At 74.9% G+C, this 22180-nt stretch carries 21 protein-coding genes and 1 pseudogene; 14 read left to right on the top strand and 8 right to left on the bottom strand.

Annotation, left to right across the window (positions count from 1 at the left end; translation table 11 throughout):
* Positions 1–104: 104 nt before the first annotated feature.
* Positions 105–968, bottom strand: coding sequence for a DUF4190 domain-containing protein (locus tag GA0074704_RS26435; protein WP_231926687.1), 864 nt, complete (start codon positions 966–968; stop codon positions 105–107).
* A 164-nt stretch (positions 969–1132) separates the two neighbouring features.
* Between GA0074704_RS26435 and GA0074704_RS26430 the strand changes: the two genes are divergently transcribed.
* Positions 1133–1969 carry an Fpg/Nei family DNA glycosylase gene (locus GA0074704_RS26430; RefSeq protein ID WP_088972985.1) on the top strand — a complete coding sequence of 279 codons (837 nt, stop codon included), beginning with the start codon at positions 1133–1135 and terminating at the stop codon, positions 1967–1969.
* Here the strand turns inward: GA0074704_RS26430 and GA0074704_RS26425 are convergent.
* The gene (locus GA0074704_RS26425; RefSeq protein ID WP_088973998.1) at positions 1966–3348 is read right to left on the bottom strand and encodes an FAD-dependent oxidoreductase; all 1383 of its coding nucleotides are present in this window, start codon (positions 3346–3348) and stop codon (positions 1966–1968) included. The two genes, GA0074704_RS26430 and GA0074704_RS26425, sit on opposite strands and share 4 nt — an antisense overlap.
* 52 nt (positions 3349–3400) lie before the next feature.
* Positions 3401–4543, bottom strand: coding sequence for a carboxylate-amine ligase (locus tag GA0074704_RS26420; RefSeq protein WP_377471636.1), 1143 nt, complete (start codon positions 4541–4543; stop codon positions 3401–3403).
* A gap of 176 nt (positions 4544–4719) precedes the next feature.
* On the opposite strand from GA0074704_RS26420, the gene lysX reads away from it, so the two are divergent.
* The 5 genes from lysX to GA0074704_RS26395 all read left to right on the top strand — a co-directional run bounded on the left by lysX (position 4720) and on the right by GA0074704_RS26395 (position 10775).
* On the top strand, positions 4720–8034 hold the full coding sequence (gene lysX / locus GA0074704_RS26415) for a bifunctional lysylphosphatidylglycerol synthetase/lysine--tRNA ligase LysX (RefSeq protein WP_088972984.1): 3315 nt from the start codon (positions 4720–4722) through the stop codon (positions 8032–8034).
* Complete coding sequence (locus tag GA0074704_RS26410) at positions 8031–8729, top strand: DUF998 domain-containing protein (protein WP_088972983.1); 699 nt, start codon at positions 8031–8033, stop codon at positions 8727–8729. The genes lysX and GA0074704_RS26410 overlap by 4 nt, the downstream gene beginning before the upstream one ends.
* A complete protein-coding gene (locus GA0074704_RS26405) occupies positions 8729–9529 on the top strand; it encodes an alpha/beta fold hydrolase (RefSeq protein WP_088972982.1) in 801 nt (266 codons plus the stop codon). The genes GA0074704_RS26410 and GA0074704_RS26405 overlap by 1 nt, the downstream gene beginning before the upstream one ends.
* A 10-nt stretch (positions 9530–9539) precedes the next feature.
* On the top strand, positions 9540–9851 hold the full coding sequence (locus GA0074704_RS26400) for a DUF6412 domain-containing protein (protein ID WP_231926686.1): 312 nt from the start codon (positions 9540–9542) through the stop codon (positions 9849–9851).
* 177 nt (positions 9852–10028) lie between these two features.
* Complete coding sequence (locus GA0074704_RS26395) at positions 10029–10775, top strand: YidC/Oxa1 family membrane protein insertase (RefSeq protein WP_088972981.1); 747 nt, start codon at positions 10029–10031, stop codon at positions 10773–10775.
* Positions 10776–10915: 140 nt separating this feature from the next.
* Here GA0074704_RS26395 and GA0074704_RS26390 read toward each other — a convergent pair whose 3' ends face one another.
* Together GA0074704_RS26390 and GA0074704_RS26385 are read right to left on the bottom strand one after the other, a co-directional pair.
* Positions 10916–11587: a DedA family protein gene (locus GA0074704_RS26390; RefSeq protein WP_088972980.1), complete on the bottom strand. Its 672-nt coding sequence runs from the start codon at positions 11585–11587 to the stop codon at positions 10916–10918.
* A 113-nt stretch (positions 11588–11700) separates the two neighbouring features.
* Entirely contained in the window at positions 11701–12309 is a 609-nt protein-coding gene (locus GA0074704_RS26385; protein WP_088972979.1) for a DUF1349 domain-containing protein, read from the bottom strand.
* Positions 12310–12384: 75 nt separating this feature from the next.
* Between GA0074704_RS26385 and GA0074704_RS26380 the strand changes: the two genes are divergently transcribed.
* Positions 12385–14037 (top strand): alpha-amylase family protein, encoded by a 1653-nt coding sequence (locus GA0074704_RS26380; protein ID WP_088972978.1) that lies wholly within the window; start codon positions 12385–12387, stop codon positions 14035–14037.
* A 103-nt stretch (positions 14038–14140) separates the two neighbouring features.
* Complete coding sequence (gene fabG / locus GA0074704_RS26375; protein ID WP_088972977.1) at positions 14141–14899, top strand: 3-oxoacyl-ACP reductase FabG; 759 nt, start codon at positions 14141–14143, stop codon at positions 14897–14899.
* A 27-nt stretch (positions 14900–14926) separates the two neighbouring features.
* Here the strand turns inward: fabG and GA0074704_RS26370 are convergent, their stop codons facing one another.
* Together GA0074704_RS26370 and GA0074704_RS26365 are read right to left on the bottom strand one after the other, a co-directional pair.
* Entirely contained in the window at positions 14927–15334 is a 408-nt protein-coding gene (locus GA0074704_RS26370) for a hypothetical protein (protein ID WP_088972976.1), read from the bottom strand.
* Positions 15327–15722 (bottom strand): hypothetical protein, encoded by a 396-nt coding sequence (locus GA0074704_RS26365; RefSeq protein ID WP_088972975.1) that lies wholly within the window; start codon positions 15720–15722, stop codon positions 15327–15329. The genes GA0074704_RS26370 and GA0074704_RS26365 overlap by 8 nt, the downstream gene beginning before the upstream one ends.
* Before the next feature lie 182 nt (positions 15723–15904).
* Here GA0074704_RS26365 and GA0074704_RS26360 point away from each other — a divergent pair, with 182 nt between their 5' ends.
* The 6 genes and pseudogenes from GA0074704_RS26360 to GA0074704_RS26335 all read left to right on the top strand — a co-directional run bounded on the left by GA0074704_RS26360 (position 15905) and on the right by GA0074704_RS26335 (position 21936).
* A complete protein-coding gene (locus tag GA0074704_RS26360; protein ID WP_172880790.1) occupies positions 15905–16804 on the top strand; it encodes a Gfo/Idh/MocA family protein in 900 nt (299 codons plus the stop codon).
* Between the two features lie 572 nt (positions 16805–17376).
* Positions 17377–18168 (top strand): annotated as a pseudogene (gene erm / locus GA0074704_RS26355) (ErmE/ErmH/ErmO/ErmR family 23S rRNA (adenine(2058)-N(6))-methyltransferase); the annotation flags it as partial.
* A gap of 115 nt (positions 18169–18283) precedes the next feature.
* Entirely contained in the window at positions 18284–18913 is a 630-nt protein-coding gene (sigK, locus tag GA0074704_RS26350) for an ECF RNA polymerase sigma factor SigK (RefSeq protein WP_088972973.1), read from the top strand.
* On the top strand, positions 18910–19647 hold the full coding sequence (locus GA0074704_RS26345) for an anti-sigma factor (protein ID WP_088972972.1): 738 nt from the start codon (positions 18910–18912) through the stop codon (positions 19645–19647). Before sigK ends, GA0074704_RS26345 begins: the two co-directional genes overlap by 4 nt.
* A 98-nt stretch (positions 19648–19745) precedes the next feature.
* On the top strand, positions 19746–20390 hold the full coding sequence (locus GA0074704_RS26340; protein WP_088972971.1) for a fasciclin domain-containing protein: 645 nt from the start codon (positions 19746–19748) through the stop codon (positions 20388–20390).
* 34 nt (positions 20391–20424) lie between these two features.
* The gene (locus tag GA0074704_RS26335; RefSeq protein WP_088972970.1) at positions 20425–21936 is read left to right on the top strand and encodes a molybdopterin-dependent oxidoreductase; all 1512 of its coding nucleotides are present in this window, start codon (positions 20425–20427) and stop codon (positions 21934–21936) included.
* Positions 21937–21945: 9 nt separating this feature from the next.
* On the opposite strand, the gene GA0074704_RS26330 is transcribed toward GA0074704_RS26335, so the two are convergent.
* On the bottom strand, positions 21946–22137 hold the full coding sequence (locus GA0074704_RS26330; RefSeq protein WP_088972969.1) for a DUF2795 domain-containing protein: 192 nt from the start codon (positions 22135–22137) through the stop codon (positions 21946–21948).
* Between the last annotated feature and the right edge of the window lie 43 nt (positions 22138–22180).

Genomic DNA, 22180 nt, shown 5'->3' with positions numbered 1-22180 from the left:
AGGGGCGGCGAACCGCCGCCCCTGAAAGGATGCGTGCCCGGCTGGTGAACCACCAGGCTGGTCGGGCTTTGCCGGCGCACCGCCGGCGAGCTGGATAGTGCCCGTCAGAACCGATCGACAAACTGTGAGTCGAGCCACTCGCGGAACCGGGCCACCCAGTCGCCGTCGGTGGTCGGCCAGTCGAAGATCCCGGTCATCGCCAGCACGCCCAGCACCACCGCGCCCAGGCCGAGAACGATGCCGAGCAGCGCGTCGGTCTTGCCCGCCACGTGCCGGCGTCGGGTCGCGATCAGGCCCAGCACGGACAGCACCGCGCCGAGCGCGCCCAGGGCGATGCCGTACCCGGCCAGCGTGCCGGTCAGCACGAACAGGGCACTGGCGACGCCCGCGACCAGCCCGACCGTGGCGAGCAGGCTGGCCCGTGGCTTCGGGCCGACCACCACCGGCACCTCAGCCTCGGTCCGCTCCCGGTGGTCCGGGAAGCCGTCCCCGTCGCGGTCGTTCCGGAGCCCCCGCTCGAGGTTGATCTGCTCCCGTTCCCGCTCCAGGTCCATGGTCCGCTCGGTGACCGGCTCGGCGACCGGTGTCGAGGCGCCCCGCCCGGACAGGGCCGCCGCTCCCGCGCCGGCCGGCGCGGTGCTGCTCCGGTACGTCGCCCGGTCCGCGTCCCGGTCGGTCACGGTGGGGCGCGCCTCGGTCCGGTCCGCCGGGTCGGCGGTGGGCCGGGGTTCGCTGCGGTCCGTGGGGTCGACGGTGGACCGGGGTTCGGTGCGGTCCGTCCGGTCGACGGTGGGCTGCACCTCGGTGCGGTCCGTCGGGTCGACCGTCGGCTGGGGCTCGGTCCGGTCGGTGACCGGGGTGCGGTCGACGGTGCCGGTGGCGGTGTCCCGGGCGTCGACCCGGCCGTCGCCGGTCACGTCCCCGGCGGGCGCCGGCTGCTTCCGGCGGGACAGCGAAGGAATGTTCACCTGAGATCCTCCTCGTGAGTGCGTGGAGGCCTCGCCGGGTACCGACGGCTGCCACGCGGTAACAGGGAAGGAGGTACCCCACCGGACGTCGGACGACACCTGGCCAGCGCGGCCGTCGATGCCGCCGGGTGCGGGCCGGCCGACCCGACGTAGTCTTGCCACCCGTGCCAGAGGGTCACACCATCCACCGCCTGGCGGCGCGGCACGCCCGGCTCTTCGCCGGTCGTCGGGTGCACGCCGCCAGCCCCCAGGGCCGGTTCGCCGAGGGCGCCGCCCGGCTCGACGGCACCGTCCTTCAGGGCACCGAGGCGTACGGCAAGCACCTGCTGCACCACCACGCCGGCGAGCTGACCCTGCACGTGCACCTGGGCCTGTACGGCAAGGTCACCGACGGCGCCGGCGCGCCCCCGCCTCCGGTCGGCCAGGTCCGGCTGCGGCTGACCAGTGAGGGTTCCGCGGCGGCACCGGGCGACGCGCACTGGCTCGACCTGCGCGGCCCCACCGCCTGCGAGCTGCTCACCCCGCCCGAGGTGGCCGCCCTGCGGGCCCGGCTCGGACCCGACCCGCTGCGCGCCGACGCCGACCCGCAGCGGGCGTACGCCCGGATCCGCCGCAGCCCGACGCCGCTGGCCGCCCTGCTGCTCGACCAGTCCGTGGTCGCCGGCACCGGACTGATCTTCGTGACCGAGGCGCTGTTCCGGGCCGGCCTGGCGCCCACCCTGCCGGGCCGGGACCTGACCCCGGCCGGCTGGCGGGACCTCTGGGCGGACCTGGTGGCGCTGATGACCCTGGCCGTCGAACGCGGCCGGATCGACACCGTGCGGGACGCGCACCTGCCGGCCGCGATGGGCCGCGCGGCCCGGGTGGACCGGCACGGCGGCGAGGTGTACGTCTACCGCCGCCCCGGCGCGCCCTGCCACGTCTGCGGCACCGACGTCAGCCGCGGTGAACTGGCCGGCCGCAACCTCTACTGGTGCGCCACCTGCCAGGCCCGTTCCTAGTCGCGGGTGGCGGCGGCGAGGGCCTCGACGGCCTTGCGGGCGGCGATCAGCACCGGGTCCCAGACCGGCGCGTACGGCGGGGCGTAGCCGAGGTCGAGGCCGGTCATGTCGTCCACCGTCATGCCGTTCCACAGGGCCACGGCGAGGGTGTCGATCCGCTTCGCCGCCTCGGACCAGCCGACGATCTGCGCCCCCAGCAGCCGCCCGCTGGGCCGCTCGGCGATCAGCTTCACGGTCATCTTCCGGGCGCCCGGGAAGTAGCCGGCCCGGTTGGTCGACTCGGCCACCACGGAGACGAACTCGAACCCGGCCGCCGCGGCGTCGCGCTCCCGCAGGCCGGTGCGGCCCACCTCCAGGTCGCATACCTTCGTCACCGCCGTGCCGATCACCCCGGGGAACGCGGCGTACCCGCCGCCGATGTTGATCCCGGCCACCCGGCCCTGCTTGTTGGCGTGGGTGCCGAGCGGGACGTGCACCGGCAGCCCGCTGACCCGGTGCAGGCTCTCCACGCAGTCGCCGGCCGCCCACACCCCGTCCACCCCGGGCACCCGCATCCGCCGGTCCACCCGGATCGCCCCGCTGGGGCCCAGCGGTAGGCCGGCGGCCTCGGCCAGCGCGACGTTGGGGCGTACGCCCAGGCCCAGCACGACGACGTCGGCGGGGATCGGCCCCTCGGCGGTCAGCACGGCGGCCACCCGGCCGTCCCGCTCGTCGAGACCGGTGACCCTGACCCCGGCCCGGATCCGGATGCCCACGTCCCGCATGGCGTCGGCGACCAGCTGGCCCATGTCGGCGTCCACCGTCGACATCGGCGTGTCGGCCTGCTCGATCAGGGTGACCGTGAGCCCGCGCTGCACCAGCGCCTCGGCCAGCTCCACCCCGATGTAACCGCCGCCGACCACCACCGCCTCGCGCGGGGCCGGCTCGGCGTCGAGCCAGTCGCGCAGCGCCGCCCCGTCGTCCAGGGTCTGCATGCCGAAGACCCCGTTCACCGGGGTACGCGCCCAGTCCGGCTTGATCGGCACCGCTCCGGCCGCGTACATCAGGGTGTCGAACGGCTCGCGGACCTCGCGGTCGCCGTCGAGGTCCCGGGCGATCACCTCGCGGCGGTCCAGGTCGATGCCGGTGACCTCGTGCCGCAGCCGGACGTCGATGTCGAAGGAGTTCCGGAAGGTCTCCGGGTCGCGGGCGATGAGCTGGTCCCGTTCCGGCACCACGTCGCTGATCCAGTACGGGATGCCGCACGCCGAGTACGACGTGAAGTGGCCCCGCTCGAAGGCCACGATCTCCAGCTCGGCGCGGTCCCGGCGACGCCGGGCCTGGGACGCCGCGGCCATCCCGGCCGCGTCCCCGCCGACGACGATCAACCGTTCCGCCACGGCGCCCATCCTGTCACGTCCGGCTCCGCCGTGCGCCGTTCGTGCCGGGTCGTCACCCTCGCTCAGCCCGGGTCTGCCGGGCCACGTCCTCGACGACGTCGACCAGGCGGCCGGTGCGGGCGTAGACGGCGCGTTGCCGGGCGGCGCCGCTGCCGTGCCGGCGCAGCCCGCCGAGCAGGTCGGTCACCTCGGCCAGGTCGCCGTGCCGTTCCAGCTCCGGGCGGAGCCGGTCGACCAGCCGGTCCAGCAGCTCCCAGGTCGGGCGCAGCTCGCCGTCGGTGACGTCGACGCCCTCGCCCTCCAGGCCGTCGTGGGCGGCCCGCCAGTGCGCGGCGACCAGCAGGTGGTGGTCGGTGTTGATCGGCGGCCGGCCCGCCCCGATGTCGGTCATGGCGGTGGCCACCAGCGCCCGGACCAGGGCCGCGACCAGCACGGCGTCCTCGGCGGACGGGCAGACGTCACCGATCCGGATCTCCACCGTCGGGTACTTCGCCGACAGCCGGGCGTACCAGTAGAGCATCCCCTCGTCGAGCATCACGCCGGTGGCGATCAGCTGCCGGATCAGCCGCTGGTAGTGCTCGTGCGACGCCAGGAACGGGGTGGGCGCCACCGACGGCCAGCGTTCCCACTCCACCGACCGCCAGCTGGCGTAGCCGGTGTCCTCGCCCCTGGCGAACGGCGAGTTGGCGGTGACCGCCTGGAGGATCGGCAGCCACGGACGGACGTGGTTGAGCACCTGCACGCCGGTCTCCGGGTCGGGAACGCCGACGTGCACGTGCATGCCGTTGTTGCCGGGGCCGGGCACCAGCAGCCGGAACCGCTCGATCATCCGGTCGAAGCGGGGCTTGTCGACCACCGCCGGCACCGGGCCGTCGACCGGGCCGGTGCCGATCGCCAGCACGCGTACGCCGGCCCGCTCGGCCGCGTCGGCGAGGGCCGCGCGCAGCACGCCCAGCGAGTGCCGGATCGAGGAGAGCTCCAGCCCGGGCGGGCTGCCGATCTCGATCTGGCTGGTCTGGAACTCGCGTTCCACCTGGCCGCGCAGCTCGGCCGGCACCTGCTCCATCACCAGGTCGACGGCGGGCACCGCGCGACCGGTGTGCGGGTCGACCAGGAGGAACTCCTCCTCGACACCCACGGTGAGCAGGTCGGTGCCGACCGGCGCCACGTTCCGCTCCGCCACCCCGCTGGCCATGGCCACCACCGTCCATTTCTGCCGGTCGCGGCGCACCGCCGCGGTGTCGACCGGACCATTACCCACGGTGGCGATCGGGGGAAACGTCCGGTTCCGGTTCCGCTTCGCCCGCACGCTTACGATGAGCGGCAGGAACCGGCGGAAGCTCCGGGGGTGACCGCCCGAAGGAGGTACGGGTGACCGCGAACGATCCGCACCCGGGGCCGGGACGGGACTGGCTGCGACAGGTGCCGCGCGCCTTCGCCACCCTGCTCTGGGTCATCGCCACGGTCTGCGCGCTGGCCGCGTTGAGCAGCGCCGTCCGTTCCGACATCCAGCCGGTCCGCACGTTCATCGACACGCTGCTGCTGCCCGCCCCGGCGAACCTCGCGTACGCGGTCTTCCTCGGCACCCTGGCCTCGGCGGTGCTGCGGCGCAAGCGGCTGGCGTACCGCGTGCAGGTGGTCTACTTCTCGCTCAGCCTCCTCGTCGGGCTGGTGGCCGGCGGCCTGCTGCTCTTCGTCGGCGCCGAGCGGCTCACCGACGACGCCGGGCAGCGCATCTTCAACCTGATCGAGACGGTCGGTGTCTGGGTCGGGGTCGGCTTCGCCGCGGTGGCGCTGACGATGCTGCTGGCGGCCCGCCGCGAGTTCTACGCCCGGGTACGCCCCGGCAGCACCTGGCGGGCGCTGGCGGTCTTCCTCGGGCTGGCCGCCGCCGCGGTCGGGCTGGGCTACCTGCTGCTGCTGGTCGAGCCGGGCAGCCTGGTGACCTGGTCGGACCGGCTCGGCTACGCCGCCGAGAAGGTGTTCGGCGGCGCGGTCACCCTGGACCTGACCCGGCGCGGGCAGGCGCCCGCCTGGGTGAACCTGCTGCTCGGCGCGTTCGGGGCGGCCGCCCTCGTGGTCGGGCTGTTCACCCTGCTGCGGTCGCAGCGGGCCGCGGCGGTGCTGCACGCGGGCGAAGAGGAACGGATCCGGGCGCTGCTCGCCCGGCACGGGGGGCGGGACTCCCTGGGCTACTTCGCCACCAGGCGGGACAAGGCGGCGATCTTCTCGCCCAGCGGCAAGGCGGCCGTCACCTACCGGGTGGTGAACGGGGTGAGCCTGGCCAGCGGCGACCCGGTGGGCGACCCGGAGGCGTGGGGCCCGGCGATCCGGGCGTGGCTCGCCCAGGCCCGCGAGTACGCCTGGACGCCGGCGGTGATGGGGGCGAGCGAGGCCGCGGCGCGGGCGTACCACCGGCACGGGCTGAAGGTGCTGCACCTGGGCGACGAGGCCATCCTGTCCACCCGCGAGTTCGACCTGACCGGCCGGGACATGCGCCCGGTCCGGCAGGCGGTGCACCGGGTGGAGCGGGCCGGCTACACCTCCCGGGTCCGCCGGCACGCCGACATCCCGGCCGACGAACTGGCCGAGGCGGCCCGGCTGGCCACCCGGTGGCGGGACACCGAGCACGAGCGCGGCTTCTCGATGGCGCTGGGCCGCCTCGGTGACCCGGCCGACGGCGAGTGTGTGCTGGTCGAGGCGGTCGACGCCGACGGTCACGTACGGGCCATGCTGTCGCTGAGCCCGTGGGGCACCGACGGGGTGTCGCTGGACCTGATGCGCCGGGACCGGACCGCCGAGAACGGCGTCATGGAGTTCATGGTGGCCGCGCTGCTCGGCGCCGGCCACCGGCTCGGCGTCGAACGGGTGTCGCTGAACTTCGCGGCGTTCCGGTCGGTCTTCGAGCAGGGCGCCCGGATCGGCGCCGGCCCGGTGATCCGGCTCTGGCGGGGCCTGCTGCTCTTCTTCTCCCGCTGGTGGCAGCTGGAGTCGCTCTACCTCTCCAACGCCAAGTACCAGCCGCACTGGACGCCCCGCTATCTCTGCTTCGCCGAGCGGCGGGAACTGGCCCGGGTGGGTCTGGCGGCGGCCGTCGCGGAGGGCTTCCTCGCGCTGCCGGGCGGCCGGCCCGCCCCGCTGCAGGGCGTACCACCGGCCGGTGGCGGCGTCGGGTTCGTGCCGCCGGCCGACGCCGCCGTGCACGCCGTGCCACCGGAGCCGGCCGAGGAACGTGCCCCGGAGCAGGTGCTGGTCCGCCGGGCCAAGCTGGAGCGGCTGCGCGCCGACGGCGTCGACCCGTACCCGGTGGGCTATCCGCGCACCACCAGCTGCGCGGACGTGCGCCAACGGCACGCCGGCCTGGCGCCGGACACGGGGACCGGCGAGACCGTCGGGGTGGCCGGCCGGGTACTGCTGGTCCGCGACCACGGGCGGCTCTGCTTCGTCACCATCCGGGACGGCAGCGGCGATCTCCAGCTGCTGCTGGAACACGACCTGGACCGGTGGCGGTCCACCGTCGACGTCGGCGACCACGTGGGGGCGACCGGCGAGGTGTACGCCACCCGGCGCGGCGAGGTGTCGGTCCGGGTGGCCGACTGGCGGCTCACCGCCAAGTGCCTGCGGCCGCTGCCGGACAAGCACCACGGGCTGGCCGATCCGGAGGCCCGGGTCCGGCAGCGCTACCTGGACCTGGCGATCGACCCCGGGTCGCGGGAGCTGCTGCGGGCCCGGGGCGCCGCGCTGCACAGCCTGCGCGGGACGCTGGTCGGGCAGGGCTTCCTGGAGGTCGAGACGCCGATCCTGCAACGGGTGCACGGCGGGGCCAACGCGCGCCCGTTCGTCACCCACAGCAATGCGTACGACCTGCGGTTGAGCCTGCGGATCGCCCCCGAGCTCTATCTGAAGCGGCTGGCCGTGGGCGGGGTGGAGCGGGTGTACGAGCTGGGCCGGGCGTTCCGCAACGAGGGCGTCGACCACAGCCACAACCCGGAGTTCACCGTGCTGGAGGCGTACCAGGCGTACGCCGACTACCACACCATGCGGGAGCTGGCCCGGGAGCTGATCGTCGCGGCGGCGGTGGCGGTGCACGGCGCGCCCGTGGTCCGCCGGCCGGACGGTGAGCTGGTGGACATCGGCGGGCAGTGGCCGACCCGGACGGTGGACGAGGCGGTCTCGGCGGCGCTGGGGGAGGAGGTCACCCCGGACACCGAGGTCGGCGTCCTGCGCAAGCTCTGCGACGCGGCCCGGGTGCCGTACGACCCGCGCTGGGGGCGGGGCGAGGTGCTGCTGGAGCTCTACGAGCGGCTGGTCGAGGCGCGTACCGGGGCGCCGACGTTCTACCTGGACTTCCCGACCGAGGTGTCGCCGTTGACCCGGCCGCACCGCACCGACCCGCGGCTGGCCGAGCGGTGGGACCTGGTGGCGTACGGGATGGAGCTGGGCACCGCGTACTCGGAGCTGATCGACCCGGTCGAGCAGCGGCGTCGGCTCACCGAGCAGTCGCTGAAGGCGGCCGGTGGCGACCCGGAGGCGATGGAGCTGGACGAGGACTTCCTCACCGCCCTGGAGTACGCGATGCCGCCCACCGGCGGCCTGGGCCTGGGCGTGGACCGGCTGGTGATGCTGCTGACCGGCCGGTCGATCCGGGAGACCCTGCCGTTCCCGCTGGTTCGGGAGTCCTCGTGAGGCTGTCCCGGGCGCTGCCGGCGGCGGCGCTGGCCGTGGCGGCGGTGCTCTACGCCTCGTGGCTGCTCGGGCCGCTGCTGAACCCGGCGCTCGGCCTCACCACCGGGTACGCCAGCGAGCTGGCCGCCCGGGACCAGCCGTACCACCTGGTGTTCGGGCTGGGGGACGTGCTCACCGGGCTGCTCGCCGCCACCGCGGGGGTGCTGCTGGCGGTGCGGCGGGCTCCCCGCGTGGCCTGGTGGGGGCTGGCGGTCTTCGGCGTGGCGACGGTGTTCGACGGCGGTTTCACCTCGATGGACTGTTCGCCGACGCGGGAGGCGCGGTGCGACCGGCTGGAGCGGGTCGGCGGGTTGTCGTGGCGGCACGAGCTGCACACGGTCAGCTCGGCGCTGGCGGTGGCCGGTGGGGTGGTCTCGCTGATCGCGCTGGTGGCGGTGCTGCGCGCCCCGGTGTGGCGGCGCGTCGGGGTCGTGCTGGCGCTGGTGCTGCTGGTCGGCACGGTCACCACGCTGCTGGAGGTGGCCGGTCCGGACGGCGCCCTGGGGGCCTGGCAGCGGGTGCAGCTGGTCGGTCTCTCCGGCTGGCTGCTGCTGGCCGCCGCCGTGGCGGCCCGGCCCGACGCGGTGACGGGCGACGGCCGGACCGGGTCCGGCCGGTCGGGCGGCTGGCCGGTCGGACGGCCCGGGCACGGGTGATGGTGACGGGTCCGGCCGGGACACCCCGGCGGGCTCCGGCCGTGCTGCTCTGCCCGGGGATGGGTGAGGGCGCGGAGACCTGGGACCGGCTGGTTCCGCTGCTCGCCGGGGCGGTGACGGTCCTGGACCGGGCGGCGGGTGGTCCGTCGCCGACGCTGGCCGGGGAGGTGGCCCGGATCGCCGTGCTGGCCGGTGACCGGGTACCGGTGCTGGTGGCGCACTCGGCGGGCGCGCTGGCCGCCGAGGCGTACGCCCGGCTCCGGCCGGGCCGGGTCGCCGGGCTGGTGCTGGTGGACCCGAGCGTGGTGGAGCCGGGGACCACCGGCCGGCTGCGGGCGGCGACCGCCCGACTGCTCACCGCCGGCACGCCCGTCCTGGCCGGGGCCCTGGACCGCGCGGGTCTGCCGGGGCGGTTCGGCCCGTGGGCGTGGCGGCGGGCGGCGCGTCGGATGGGTGAGGGGCCGCCGGATCCGGTCCACGCCGTGGCCTACGGACGGCCGACGGTGCTGGTGCGGCTGATGGTGGAGTGGCTGGCGCATCCGGCGCTCGCGGCGGAGCTGGTGCTGCTCCGCGAGCGGACCGCCGCGCCGGCTGTGCCGGTCCGGGTGCTGACCGCGCTGGGGGACCTCGGGTCGGCGCGCGGGCGGGCGACCTGGCGGACGGCGCACGCCCGGCTGGCCGAGAGCTTCCCGGCGGGACGGCAGGAGGTGCTGCGCGACGCCCGGCACCTGGTGCACCGGGACCACCCGGGGGTGGTGGCCACCGCCATCACGGCCGTCGGGCGTGACAGCGGGTCCTAGGCTGGGTTCCGTGCCGGGTGCGATGGCGGTGGTGACGGGTCTGTGGGCGTACGCGCTCACCGGGCTGGCGCTGCTCGCGGACCGCCCGGGCGACCTCCTGGCCGGTGCGGCGGTGATGGCCGCGCTGCTGCTGGCGGTCCTGCTGGCGGCCCGGCCACGACGCGGACCGGTGCCGGGCCGGGTGGGCCGGGCGGCGGGGCTGCGGGAACGGGCCCGCCGCCGTGGGGTGCCCCGCCAGGTCGATCCGGACGCGGCCGGCCGGCCCCGGCCCCGGGCACCGGGTGTACGCCCGCCGGTCGGGTGGCTCCCGACGGCGGGCTGATCTCCGCGCCCGGGGCGCGTCGATCCCTCCCGCCGTGGGCTGGCTCCGGCGCCCGTCACGGGCGTCGGTGCGGTGTGCCCGACCGGTTCCGTCGTCATCCGCTCCACCGCCGGTCGTCGGCGCCCGTCGGGCGCCCGCCGGTGCCGGAGCGTCCCGGAACCGACCGAGGGGTCTCCCATGCTCGCCTTCGCACCGCTGCACACCGTCGTCGGCGCCGCCGGCGCCGCCGTCTCCTGGCTCGCCGACGCGCTCGGCCCGCTCACCGGCGGCGTGGCCACCGCCGCCGCGATCGTCCTGTTCACCGTCGCCGTCCGGCTGCTGATCTCGCCGCTCACCGTGGCGCAGGTCCGCGGCGAGCGGCGCCGGGCCGCCCTCGCCCCGCAGGTCCGCGAGCTGCAACGCCGGCACGCCGACGACCCGGCCCGGATGCAGTCGGAACTGTTCGCGCTCTACCGGTCGGCCGGGGCGAGCCCGGTGGCCGGCTGCCTGCCGGCCCTGCTCCAGGCGCCGTTCTTCCTGGTCATGTACCGGCTCTTCGCCACCTCCGACGGCGGCACGGGCCTGATGGCGGAGCGGCTGGCCGGGGTGCCGCTGGGCTGGCACCTGGGTGACGGGCTCTCCGGCCCGGTGGTCGCCGTGTTCGGGGTGCTGCTGGCCGCCCTGCTCGGCCTGGCCTGGTTCTCCTCGCGGCGGGCGAAGCGGGCGGCGGCGGCCACCGGGACGGTGGCGGGAGCGCCGACCGAGGGGCCCGGAGCGGCGGTGCTGGGCCGGCTGATCCCGCTGCTGCCGTTCACCACCGTGCTGGTGGCGCTGGTGGTGCCGCTGGCCGCGGTGCTGTACCTGGTGACCACGACGGCGTGGACTGCGTTGGAGCAGGTGGTGCTGCGCCGGCCCCGGCCGGTGCCGGTGGCCGACGGGCGTTGACACGGGGTGGGCGGCGGCGTAGAAATCCTGAGAGAGCGCTCTCTCGGCTTCGTTCCGAAGGGCGGCGCCCCCACGATCCGGGGCCCCTCGTTGTCGCCGATGGGCACAGCGGGGGGCCCTGTCCACGTCCCGCGAAGCCGTCAGCGGCCGGCGGCCGTCGACTGCCGGTCGCGCCGCTCACGGCGCCGACGGACCTTCTTCGCCGCCCAGCTCACGATCATGATCCCGAAGATCGCGAAGATCGCGTAGTTGAACCAGCTGCTGTACCTGTCGACCTCCTGCCAGCGGGAACCCAGCACGAAGCCCAGGCCGACGATCAACGCGTTCCACACCCCGCTGCCCAGCGTGGTCAGCAGGACGAACTCGCCCAGCGGCATCCGGTTCGCGCCGGCCGGCACCGACACCAGGCTGCGGACCACCGGCACCACCCGGCCGATCAGCACCGCCCACTTCCCGTGCCGCTCGAACCAGCGGTCGGCCTGCTCCAGGTCGTCCCGGTCCACCAGAGGGATGTGGTCCAGCCAGCGCTTGAGCCGCTCCTCGCCGAGCGCGGCGCCCAGCCAGTAGAGGATCAGCGCGCCGACCAGCGACCCGACGGTGGCGGCGAGCACGATCAGCACCACGTTGAACCGGCCCTGCGAGGACAGGTAGCCCGCCATGGCCAGCACGATCTCGCTCGGGATCGGCGGGATGACGCTCTCCAGCGCGACCAGGAAGGCCACCCCGAACGCGCCCAGCGAGTCGATGACGCTCGCCACCCACCCGGTCAGCCCGCTGAACTGGGACGGGTCGACGTTCTGGGCGAGGGCCATGGGCATCCTTCCGTGGACCGGCGGGGATCGGAGAGTGGTACCCGCCAGCCGGCCGCACACACCTGCCGGTGAGCCGGCACACTGATCGCCCGGTCAGCCCATGCCCGCGCGGCTCAGCCCTCCGGGTGCAGCTCCGCGTCCGCCGGGCCGGTGCGCCAACCGGTGAAGCGGACCGTCAGCCCACCTCGGGTGGGGGAGCAGCAGAACGGTCCGGCCGAGGCGTCGGCCTCCGGCGGCAGCGGCGCGAGCCGGACCAGCCGCCACGACTCACCGGCCACCCGGGCCCGTACGGTGAGCGCGTCCCCGGCCCGACTGGCCCGGATGGTCACCTCCCGTCCCGACCAGTCCGGCACCGGCGCCACCGACCAGTCCGAGACCTCCCGGGTGACGACCGCGCCCAGCTGCGGATGTCCGTCGCTGACCTCGACCCCCGCCTTGACCCAGTGCCGCTCGTCGACGTGGACCAGCACGCCGGCCTGGTCGAACTGTTCGGCGTAGTCCAGCCGGAAGCTCACCTCGACCGCCGTCCCCGCGGGCAGCGGGGTGAGCAGCCCCGGCCCGTCGTCGTGCACGAAGCCGTAGCTCGTGTGCCGCCACAGGTCGCTGCCCTCGGCCGGCTCCACCAGCAGCCCGCCGTCCCCGGCGCGCTCCACCCGGACCGGTGGGTGCGACCAGGTGCCGGCGTTCCAGTCGACCGTCCGCAGGCCGGATTCCTCGTCCATGGCCGGCACGCTACCGGCCGGCATCGACCGATCCTCGCGTTTGCCGGGACGGCCCGGCGGAGAAGTTAACCGGGCATGGCTGACAGGTGGTACTCCGAGGCGGTCGTCTACTGCCTCGACATCGACACGTACGCGGACTCCGACGGCGACGGGGTCGGTGACATCCGTGGCCTCATCGGCCGGCTCGACTACCTGGCGCGGCTGGGAGTGACCTGCATCTGGCTGAACCCGATCCACCCGTCGCCGAACAAGGACGACGGGTACGACGCCACCGACTTCTACAACGTCGACCCGCGGCTGGGGACCCTGGGGGACTTCGCCGAGCTGCTGCACCAGGCGCAGAACCGGGGCATCCGGGTGATCATCGACCTGGTCGTGAACCACACCTCCGACCAGCATCCCTGGTTCCAGTCCGCCCGCTCCTCGCCCGACTCGCCGTACCGCGACTGGTACGTCTGGGCCGACGAGGAGCCCGCCGACCGCTACCAGGGCATGGTCTTCCCGGGCGAGCAGCACGAGACGTGGAGCTACGACCGGACCGCCAAGGCGTGGTACTACCACCGGTTCTACAAGTTCCAGCCGGACCTGAACATCACCAACCCGAAGGTGCGCGAGGAGATCAAGAAGATCACCGCGTTCTGGCTCCAGCTCGGCGTCTCCGGCTTCCGGATGGACGCGGTGCCGTTCATCATCGAGCAGACCGAGCCGGGCAACGCGAACTCGCCAAAGGACTTCGAGTTCCTCACCGAGCTGCGCCAGCACGTGCAGTGGCGGCGCGGCGACGCCGTCCTGCTGGCCGAGGCGAACGTGGAGCCGGACCAGCTGCCCATCTACTTCGGTGACGGCAGCGGCTCGGGCAACCGGATCCACATGCTCTTCGACTTCATGCTCAACGGCCGGCTGATGCTCGCCCTGGCCCGGGAGGACCCGGAGACGATCGTCGACGCGCTGCGGGACACCCCGAAGCTGCCCACCGGCGGCCAGTGGGCGACCTTCCTGCGCAACCACGACGAGATCGACCTGTCCCGGCTCACCGCCGACCAACGCAACGACGTGCTGGCCAGGTTCGGCCCGGACGAGGAGATGCAGCTCTACGGTCGGGGCATCCGGCGCCGGCTCGCCCCGATGCTCGGCAACGACCGCCGGCACATCGAGCTGGCGTACGCGCTGCAGTTCTCGTTGCGTGGCACGCCGGTGCTGCGCTACGGCGAGGAGATCGGCATGGGCGAGGACCTGTCGCTCAAGGGGCGGGACGCGATCCGTACCCCGATGCAGTGGTCGTACCAGGCCAACGGCGGGTTCTCCACCGCCGAGCCGGAGAAGCTGGTCCGCCCGGTGATCGACAAGGGCGACTACGCGTACGACAAGGTCAACGTCACCGCCCAGCGCAAGGATCCGCGGTCGCTGCTCGGCTGGTTCGAGCGGATGATCCGTACCCTGCGGGAGGCCCCGGAGATCGGCTCCGGCACCACCACCCACATCGACGTGCCGATGCCGGCCGGTGTGCTCGCGCACCGGGCCGACGGGCCGACGGGCACGATGGTCTTCCTGCACAACCTGGGCACCGAGGACGTCGAGGTGGACCTGAGCACCCTGGAGTCCGAGGCGGACCTGCCGATCGACGTGCTCTCCGACCGTGGCTACGACGAGGTGGGCAAGCTGGACCAGTTGAAGGTCGCCGGGCACGGCTACCGCTGGATCCGGCTCTGCCGCAGCTGGGCGCACTGACCCGACCCGCACCCGGCCCGGCACCGTCGATCGGTGCCGGGCCGGCGCGCGTACGCCTGGGTTAAGCTCCTTCGATCGAGCCACAAGTTACCGGGAGGTAATCATGTCGGAGGAGCAGCGGGTCGCCATCGTGACCGGAGCCGCGCGGGGGATCGGTGCCGCCACCGCGCGCCGGCTGGCCGCCGACGGGCTGGCCGTCGCCGTCGTCGACATCGACGAGTCGGCCACCAAGGACGCGGTGGACGCGATCGTCGCCGCCGGCGGCCGGGCCCTCGGGGTCGGCGCCGACGTGGCCGACCGGGCTCAGGTGGAGGCGGCCGTGGAGCGGGTCGCCGCCGAGCTGGGCGCGCCCACCGTGCTGGTCAACAACGCCGGGGTGCTCCGCGACAACCTGCTGTTCAAGATGACCGACGGCGACTGGGACACCGTCCTCGGCGTGCACCTGCGCGGCTCGTTCCTGTTCAGCCAGGCCGTGCAGAAGCACATGGTCGAGCGGAAGTGGGGCCGGATCGTCAACCTGTCCAGCACCTCCGCGCTGGGCAACCGGGGCCAGGCGAACTACTCGGCGGCCAAGGCCGGCCTGCAGGGCTTCACCAAGACCCTCGCCATCGAGCTGGGCCCGTTCGGGGTGACGGTCAACGCGGTGGCGCCCGGCTTCATCGTCACCGAGATGACCGCCGCGACCGCCGCCCGGATGAAGGTCAGCTTCGAGGACCTGCAGAAGCACGCCGCCGGGGAGATCCCGGTCCGCCGCACCGGCCGGCCGGAGGACGTCGCGCACACCATCTCGTTCCTGGTCAGCGAGGGCGCGTCCTTCGTCTCCGGCCAGGTCATCTACGTCGCCGGTGGCCCGAAGGACTGAACCGGGCGGCCCGCTCGGTGGGGCCGGTCAGCTGCGGGTGCGCCAGAGCCAGGCGAGGCCGAGGATCGGCAGCACCAGCGGGATGTACCCGTAGCCGCTGCCGAACTGCGACCAGACCGTCTCGTCCGGGAACAGTTCCTTGTCGACGAGGCTGAGGATGCCGACGGCGACCACCCCGACCAGCTCCACCGAGCAGCACACCAGGGCGGTGCGCCGGCCGGCGTGCCCGGACCGGGCCAGCCCCACCGCGGCCACGATGTAGATCAGCGCCGCCACCGCGGAGAGCAGGTACGCCACCGGCGCCTCGCCGAACTTCGTGACGATCTGGAGGCCGGCGCGGGAGGTGGCGGCGATCGCGAAGAGGATGTAGACCGCGATCAGCAGCCGGCCCGGTCCACGGTTGGTGGCCCGCTCCGGGGCCTGGGTCTCAACCACCGACGACCTCCCAGGTCTGCTGGAGCCGGACGACGACCACCGGGGCGACCAGGCAGACCGCGCAGACGATCGCCGAACCCCAACGGGTCGGTTCCATCCGGGCCAGCACCCACGCCAGCGGCGGCAGGCAGACCAGCGTCACCAGGTAGCCGAAGAAGGCCCCCGGCTCGCCCGGTCGCTCGCCGCCGCCGACGGCGACCAGCGCCACCACGGCCAGCGCGAGCAACAGCAGCTCCAGCACCGCCAGGCCGGCGAACTGCACGCGGTCCGGGGCGCGGTGCCGCAGCGTCGCCACCAGCGCCCACACCGCGAGTACGAGCGACAGCACGATGCCGGCCGTCGCGAGGATCCCGTCCACCGGCGAACCGGCCGCGGCCGCGCTGGTCATCGGGGGACTCCGGTCCCGTTCTCGGTCACCGGCACAGCCTACTAACCCGTGTAGTACTCACCGCCGGTGCGGTGGGCGTACCGCGGGTCGGCCGCGTCGCCTGCGTCGGCGGGGTGTGGCGGCTAGCGTGGATCACGTCGCGGCGCCGCCGTGACGCCAGGGGTGACGAGACGGGGGTCCACGTGCTGCGGTTCGGTCTGTTCGGCACCGGTCAGTGGGCGGCGGAGACACACGCCGCCGCCATCGGCGCGCACCCGGCGACCGCCCTGGTGGGGGTCTGGGGCCGTAACCGGGACAAGGCCGCCGAGCTGGCCGCGCGGCACGGCGTACCGGCCTTCGACGACGCGGACGCGCTGATCGACGCCGCCGACGCGGTCGCCGTCGCCCTGCCGCCGGACGTGCAGGCCGACATCGCCTTCCGGGCCGCCACCGCCGGGCGGCACCTGTTGCTGGACAAGCCGCTGGCGCTCAGCCTCGCCGACGCCGACCGGGTGGTCGCCGCCGCGCGGCAGAGCGGGGTCGCCTCGGTGGTCTTCTTCACCCAGCGGTTCCACCCGAACATCACCGGCTTCCTCGCCGCCACGGCGGCGGCCGGCGGCTGGCAGCACGTCCGGGGCACCCAGTTCGCCTCGATCTACCAGCCAGGCAACCCGTACGGCGACTCCCGCTGGCGGCACGAGAAGGGCGCGCTGTGGGACATCGGCCCGCACGCGCTGTCGCTGGTCCTGCCGGTGCTGGGCCGGGTGACCCGGGTCGCCGCCGTCGACGGGCCGAGCGGTCTGGTGCACCTGCTGCTCACCCACGACGGCGGCGCCACCAGCTCGTTGGCGCTCACCCTGGACGCGCCGCCCGCGGCGGTCGCCCGCGACTTCGTCTTCTTCGGCGAGAACGGCATCGAGGTGGTGCCGCCCGGCGACGGCAGCGCGCTGACCGCGTACTCCACGGCGCTCGACCAGCTGCTGGAGGAGATCAACGCCGGCACCCGCGACCATCGCTGCGACGTGCGGTTCGGCCGCGAGGTGGTGGCGGTGCTCCAGGCCGCCGAGGTGGCCCGCGCCCAGGGCCGCACCGTCGACGTCTGACCGGCCCGCTCCCGGCGGTCGCGCTGAGGAAGACGGAACGGAAACGAGCGCGATACCTCTGAGGTATCGATATGACCGAGAGGTATCACGCTCACGGCGATGTTCGGCCTCGGCCGCCGCTCCCGGCCGCCCGGGCCCGCTTTCCACGCTCGCCTGCCGTCGTGCGGACGGCGAAAATTCCCTCGCGGGGCGCCGGACGCCGCCGCTAACGTGCGGGGCATGTTCACGCATGCCCTGATCGACGTGGCCGCCGCGCCGGCCGCCCGGGGCCTCCTGCTGGTGGCCCGCCCGCGGACCCGGCGCCCGGCCCTGGCCGGCCGGGACGCCCAGCGCGCCTGACCCGACCGATCACCCGACCGTGCCGATGACCGGCCGGCGGTGAGTTCGCGCGCCCGTGACCGGGCCGCGCGGTGAGCCCGCGCCCGTGACCGGGCCGGGGTGGTCAGCACGTGCCCGTTTCCGCGTTCCCGTCGACGTTCCAGGGTCGTCCGAGTCCCGATCCGCTCGGACAGGCCCCGCTGCGCGCTGCCTGTCCGTACCGCCGCCGTCCGGTGGCAGACAGGACGATCTCCGTGGCGCCCCGCCGACCCCGTACCACCGCCCGCGACCGGTCCCGTCGCGTGCTGTCCCAGAACTTCCTCACCGACCCCACCGCCGTCGACCGCCTGGTCCGGGTGGCCCGCCCCGGCCCCGACGATCTGATCGTGGAGGTGGGCGCCGGCCGGGGACAGCTCACCCGACCGCTGGCGGCGGGCTGTGGCCGGCTCGTCGCGTACGAGGTGGACCCGGTCGTCCTCGACCAGCTGGACCGGGTCCGCCGGGACCACCCGCACGTCACCGTCCGGCACGCCGACTTCCTGGCCGCCGAACCGCCGGCGGAGCCGTTCGCCGTGGTCGGCAACATCCCCTGGTCGCTGACCGCCGCCGTGGTCCGCTGGTGCCTCACCGCGCCCGGACTGCGCTCGGCGACGCTGCTCACCCAGCTCGAGTACGCCCGCAAGCGCACCGGCGACCACGGCCGGTGGAGCCGGCTGACCGTGTCGACCTGGCCGGAGCACCACTGGCGGCTGGCCGGCCGGGTACCCCGGACCGCGTTCCGGCCGGTGCCGGGCGCCGACGGGGGCATCCTGCGGATCGACCGCCGGCCCGAGCCGTTGCTGGCACCGGCGGCGCTGCCCGCGTACGCGCGGATGGTGGAGCTGGGGTTCGGCGGGGCCGGCGGCTCGCTCGCGGCCTCGCTGCGCACGGCCCATCCCCGGGCCCGGGTGGACGGCGCGCTGCGCGCGGCCCGGATCGAGCCGGCCACGCCGGTCGGGTTGGTCTGGCCGGAACAGTGGCTGGTCCTGTTCCGCCTGCTGCACGCCCACCACCCTGGTGACCAGCGCCACCGTCGGCCCGCCGACCCGCACCCATCCGGCCGGGCCGCCGCTACGAATGCCTACCGTACGGGCACCGGAAACGGACGGAAGGCGGGCGCGCATGACCCACGGCGACATCGTCGGTGAGCCGGACGACGGGCCGCGCCTACGGGCGGTGCCACCGCCGCCGACCGAGCCCCGCGCCGAGGCGGACGACCTGCTCCGCGCGGTGGCCCGGGGCGACGAGGCGGCCTTCGAGCGGCTCTACGCCGTCGTCTCGCCCCGGGTGTACGGGCTGGCCCGCCGGGTGTTGCGGGACCCCGCGCAGGCCGAGGAGGTGGCCCAGGAGGTGCTGGTCGAGGTGTGGCGGACCGCCGCCCGCTTCGACCCGGCCCGCGGGTCGGCGACCTCCTGGGTCTTCACCATCGCCCACCGGCGGGCGGTGGACCGGGTCCGCTCCGAGCAGGCCGGCGCCGAGCGGACCCGCAAGGTCGCCGCCGGCTCCGCCGAGACCCCGTACGACGAGGTGGCCGAGGAGGCGGCGGCGCGGCTGGAACGCCAGCAGGTGCGCCGCTGCCTCACCGAGCTGACCGAGGTCCAGCGGGAGGCGATCACGCTGGCCTACTACGGCGGGCACAGCTACCGGGAGGTGGCCGGCCTGCTGGACACCGCGCTGCCGACCGTGAAGACCCGGATGCGGGACGGGCTGATCCGTCTGCGCGACTGCCTCGGAGTGGAGCTGGGCCGATGACCGACATCCACGCGCTGGCCGGCGCGTACGTGCTCGACGCGGTGGACGACGTCGAGCGGGCCGCGTTCGTCCGGCACCTGGACGACTGCGAGACCTGCGCCCTGGAGGTGGCCGAGCTGCGCGAGGCGGCGGCCCGGCTGGCGGACCCGACCTGGTCCGTACCGCCGCCCGGGCTGCGCGACGCGGTGCTGGCGGAGATCCGGCGTACGCCGCAGGAGCGCCCGGGTCGGGCCGGCCGGGACGGCCGGGCGACGCCGCCGCGCTGGCGTCGCCGGCTGGCCGTCGCGGCCGCCGCCGCGGTGCTGGCCGGCGGCGCGGGCGCGGCCGTCTGGGGTGTCCAGGAGCAGCGGGTACGCGACGCACGCGAACAGGTGGCGGCGGCCCGTGACGAGGCCACCCGGGTCCGCGCGGTGCTGGCCGCCCCTGACGCGGTGGTGCGGACCGCCCCGGTGCCGGCCGGTGGCCGGGTCACGGTGGTGGTCTCGGCGCGGCGGGACGAGGGGGTGGCGCTGCTGGACGGGCTCGCCGCTCCGGCCGCCGGGCGGGCCTACCAGCTCTGGCTGATCGAGGGCGGTACGGCCACCTCGGCGGGGGTGCTGCCCGTCGGGCGCGCCGGGGCGACGGTGCTGCTGGCCGGAGTACGCGGCAAGGGGCTGTTCGGGGTGACCGAGGAGCCCGCCGGCGGTTCCCGCCGGCCCACCAGCGACCCGCTCACCGTGCTCACCCTGGGGTGAGCGGAGGGGATCTTTTTCCCGGCGGGACCAATCCGGGGCGGATCCGGTGCCGAATCCCTCTCAGACATCCAGAGAACCGACATGGAGGGAACGCCCCGATGCGTCCGATGAAGTTCACCGCCGTCGCGATCGCCGCCACCGTCAGCCTCGGCCTCACCGCGTGCGGTGGGGAGAGCGACGGGAACGACCCGGCGACGCCGGCCAATCCGCCGATGACCAGCGCCGCGCCCGAGATGTCGACCAGCGCCCCGGCCGCCATGGCAGACGGCCAGTTCGGCCCCGGCTGCGCGGCGGTGCCGACCGACGCGTCGAACCCGGGCAGCTTCGAGGCGATGGCCAAGGTGCCGGTCGCCACCGCCGCCTCCGGCAACCCGCTGCTGAGCACCCTGGTCACCGCGGTCAAGCAGGCCAACCTGGTCGACTCCCTGAACAGCGCGCCGGCGGTCACCGTCTTCGCCCCCACCAACGACGCCTTCGGCAAGATCCCGAAGGCCGACCTGGACAAGGTGCTCGCCGACAAGAAGATGCTCACCGACGTGCTGACCTACCACGTGGTGGAGGGCAAGCTCACGCCGGAGCAGCTCGCCGGCAGCCACAAGACCCTCCAGGGCGGCGAGGTGACGGTCAGCGGCGGTGGCACCGAGTTCACCGTCAACGGCACCTCCATGGTGGTCTGCGGCAACGTGCAGACCGCGAACGCCATCGTCTACATCGTCGACTCGGTGCTGATGCCGAAGTCCTGACCGCAGCCGGACGGACCGTGGAGGGGAGTAACGAGTGCGCAGGATCCTCGTACCGGCCGGATCGGGACTGCTGGTCGCCGCCGCCGGGGTGGCGCTCGCGGAACTGCTCGCCACGGCCGTCCGGCCACAGGCGGCGCCGCTCGTCGCGGTCGGCGGCGCCGCCATCGACGCGGCGCCGACGCCGGTCAAGGAGTTCGCCGTACGCACCTTCGGGACGTACGACAAGCCGCTGCTGCTCGGCGGGATCGCCCTGGTCCTGGCGGTGCTGGCCGCGGTGACCGGGGTGCTCGCGCGAAGGCGCCCGCTGCTCGGGCTCGCCGGCCCGGCGCTGCTGGGTGTCGTCGGCGCGGCGGCGGCGCTGTCCCGCCCCGACGCGGGGCCCGTAGACGTCCTGCCCGCGCTGGCCGGGGCGGGCGCCGCGGCCGTCCTGCTCCGGTTCGTCCCACTGCCCGGCGGCGCGGCCACCCGGACCGGACCCGCCGGCTCCGTCGGGCCGACCCGGCGGCAGCTGGTACGGGACACCGTGGCGGTGGCCGCCGGCACGGTGCTGGCCGGGACCGGCGCGGTGGTGCTCCGCCGGGACGACGTCGCCGAGGCGGCGCGCTCCCGCTCGGCGGTGCGGCTGCCCGCGCCGGTGAGCCCGGCGAAGCCGCTGCCGGCCGGGGCCGCTGCCGGCTTCCACACCCGCAACGCCGACTTCTACCGGGTGGACACCGCGCTCACCGTGCCTCGACTGGCCGCCGACTCCTGGCGGCTGCGGTTGCACGGGATGGTCGACCGGCCGGTCGAGCTGACCTACGCCGAGCTGCTGGACCGGGGGCTGATCGAGCGCGACGTCACGCTCAGCTGCGTCTCCAACGAGGTCGGCGGCCCGTACGTGGGCACCGCCCGCTGGCTCGGCGCGCCGCTCGCGCCGCTGCTGCGGGAGGCGGGGATCCGGTCCGGGGCCGACCAACTGGTCGCCCGCTCGCGGGAGGGGATGACGATCGGCACCCCGCTGGACACCCTGCTCGACGGGCGGGACGCGATGCTGGCGGTCGGCATGAACGGCGAGCCGCTGCCGTTCACCAACGGCTTCCCGGTGCGGATGCTCACCCCTGGCCTATACGGGTACGCCGGCTCCTGCAAGTGGCTGGTCGAGCTGGAGGTGTCCACCTTCGACGCCTTCGACGCGTACTGGGTGCGGCGGGGTTGGGCACGGCGGGCACCGGTGCGGACCGCTTCCCGGATCGACCGGCCGGCGCCGTTCGCCAGGTTGCCCGCCGGCCGGGTGACGGTGGCCGGGGTGGCCTGGGCGCAGCACCGGGGCATCTCCACGGTCGAAGTGTCGGTGGACGGCGGCCCGTGGCGGGCGGCCGAGCTGCTGCCCACCGCCTCCGCCGACACCTGGGTCCAGTGGCGGTACGCCTGGCCGGCCACGCCGGGTGGGCACAGCCTGCGGGTACGCGCCACCGACGGCACCGGCGCGGTGCAGCCGGAGCAACGCCGCACGCCCTTCCCGGACGGGGCCACCGGCTGGCACACGGTCAGCGTCACCGTCGCGTGAGCGGCCCGCTCAGGCGAGGGCGGCGAGGGCGTGGCTCAGCTCCGCCGGGTCGTCGAACTGCTCCGCCGGCAGGGCCATCAGCACCTGCAACAACGCCGTGCTGGCCCCGTTCTCCTGGGCCCAACGGACCAGGTCCTCCCGGGAGACCGGATAGTCGAGGCCGGCCAGGTACTCCTGCAACTGCACCCCGGTGACGCTCATGCCGCCCGGCTACCCGTTCGGTCGCCCCGCACACCCACGCCGC

The organism is Micromonospora siamensis (assembly GCF_900090305.1).
GTDB classification, from domain to species: domain Bacteria; phylum Actinomycetota; class Actinomycetes; order Mycobacteriales; family Micromonosporaceae; genus Micromonospora; species Micromonospora siamensis.
This window is presented reverse-complemented; position numbering and strand designations above follow the sequence as displayed.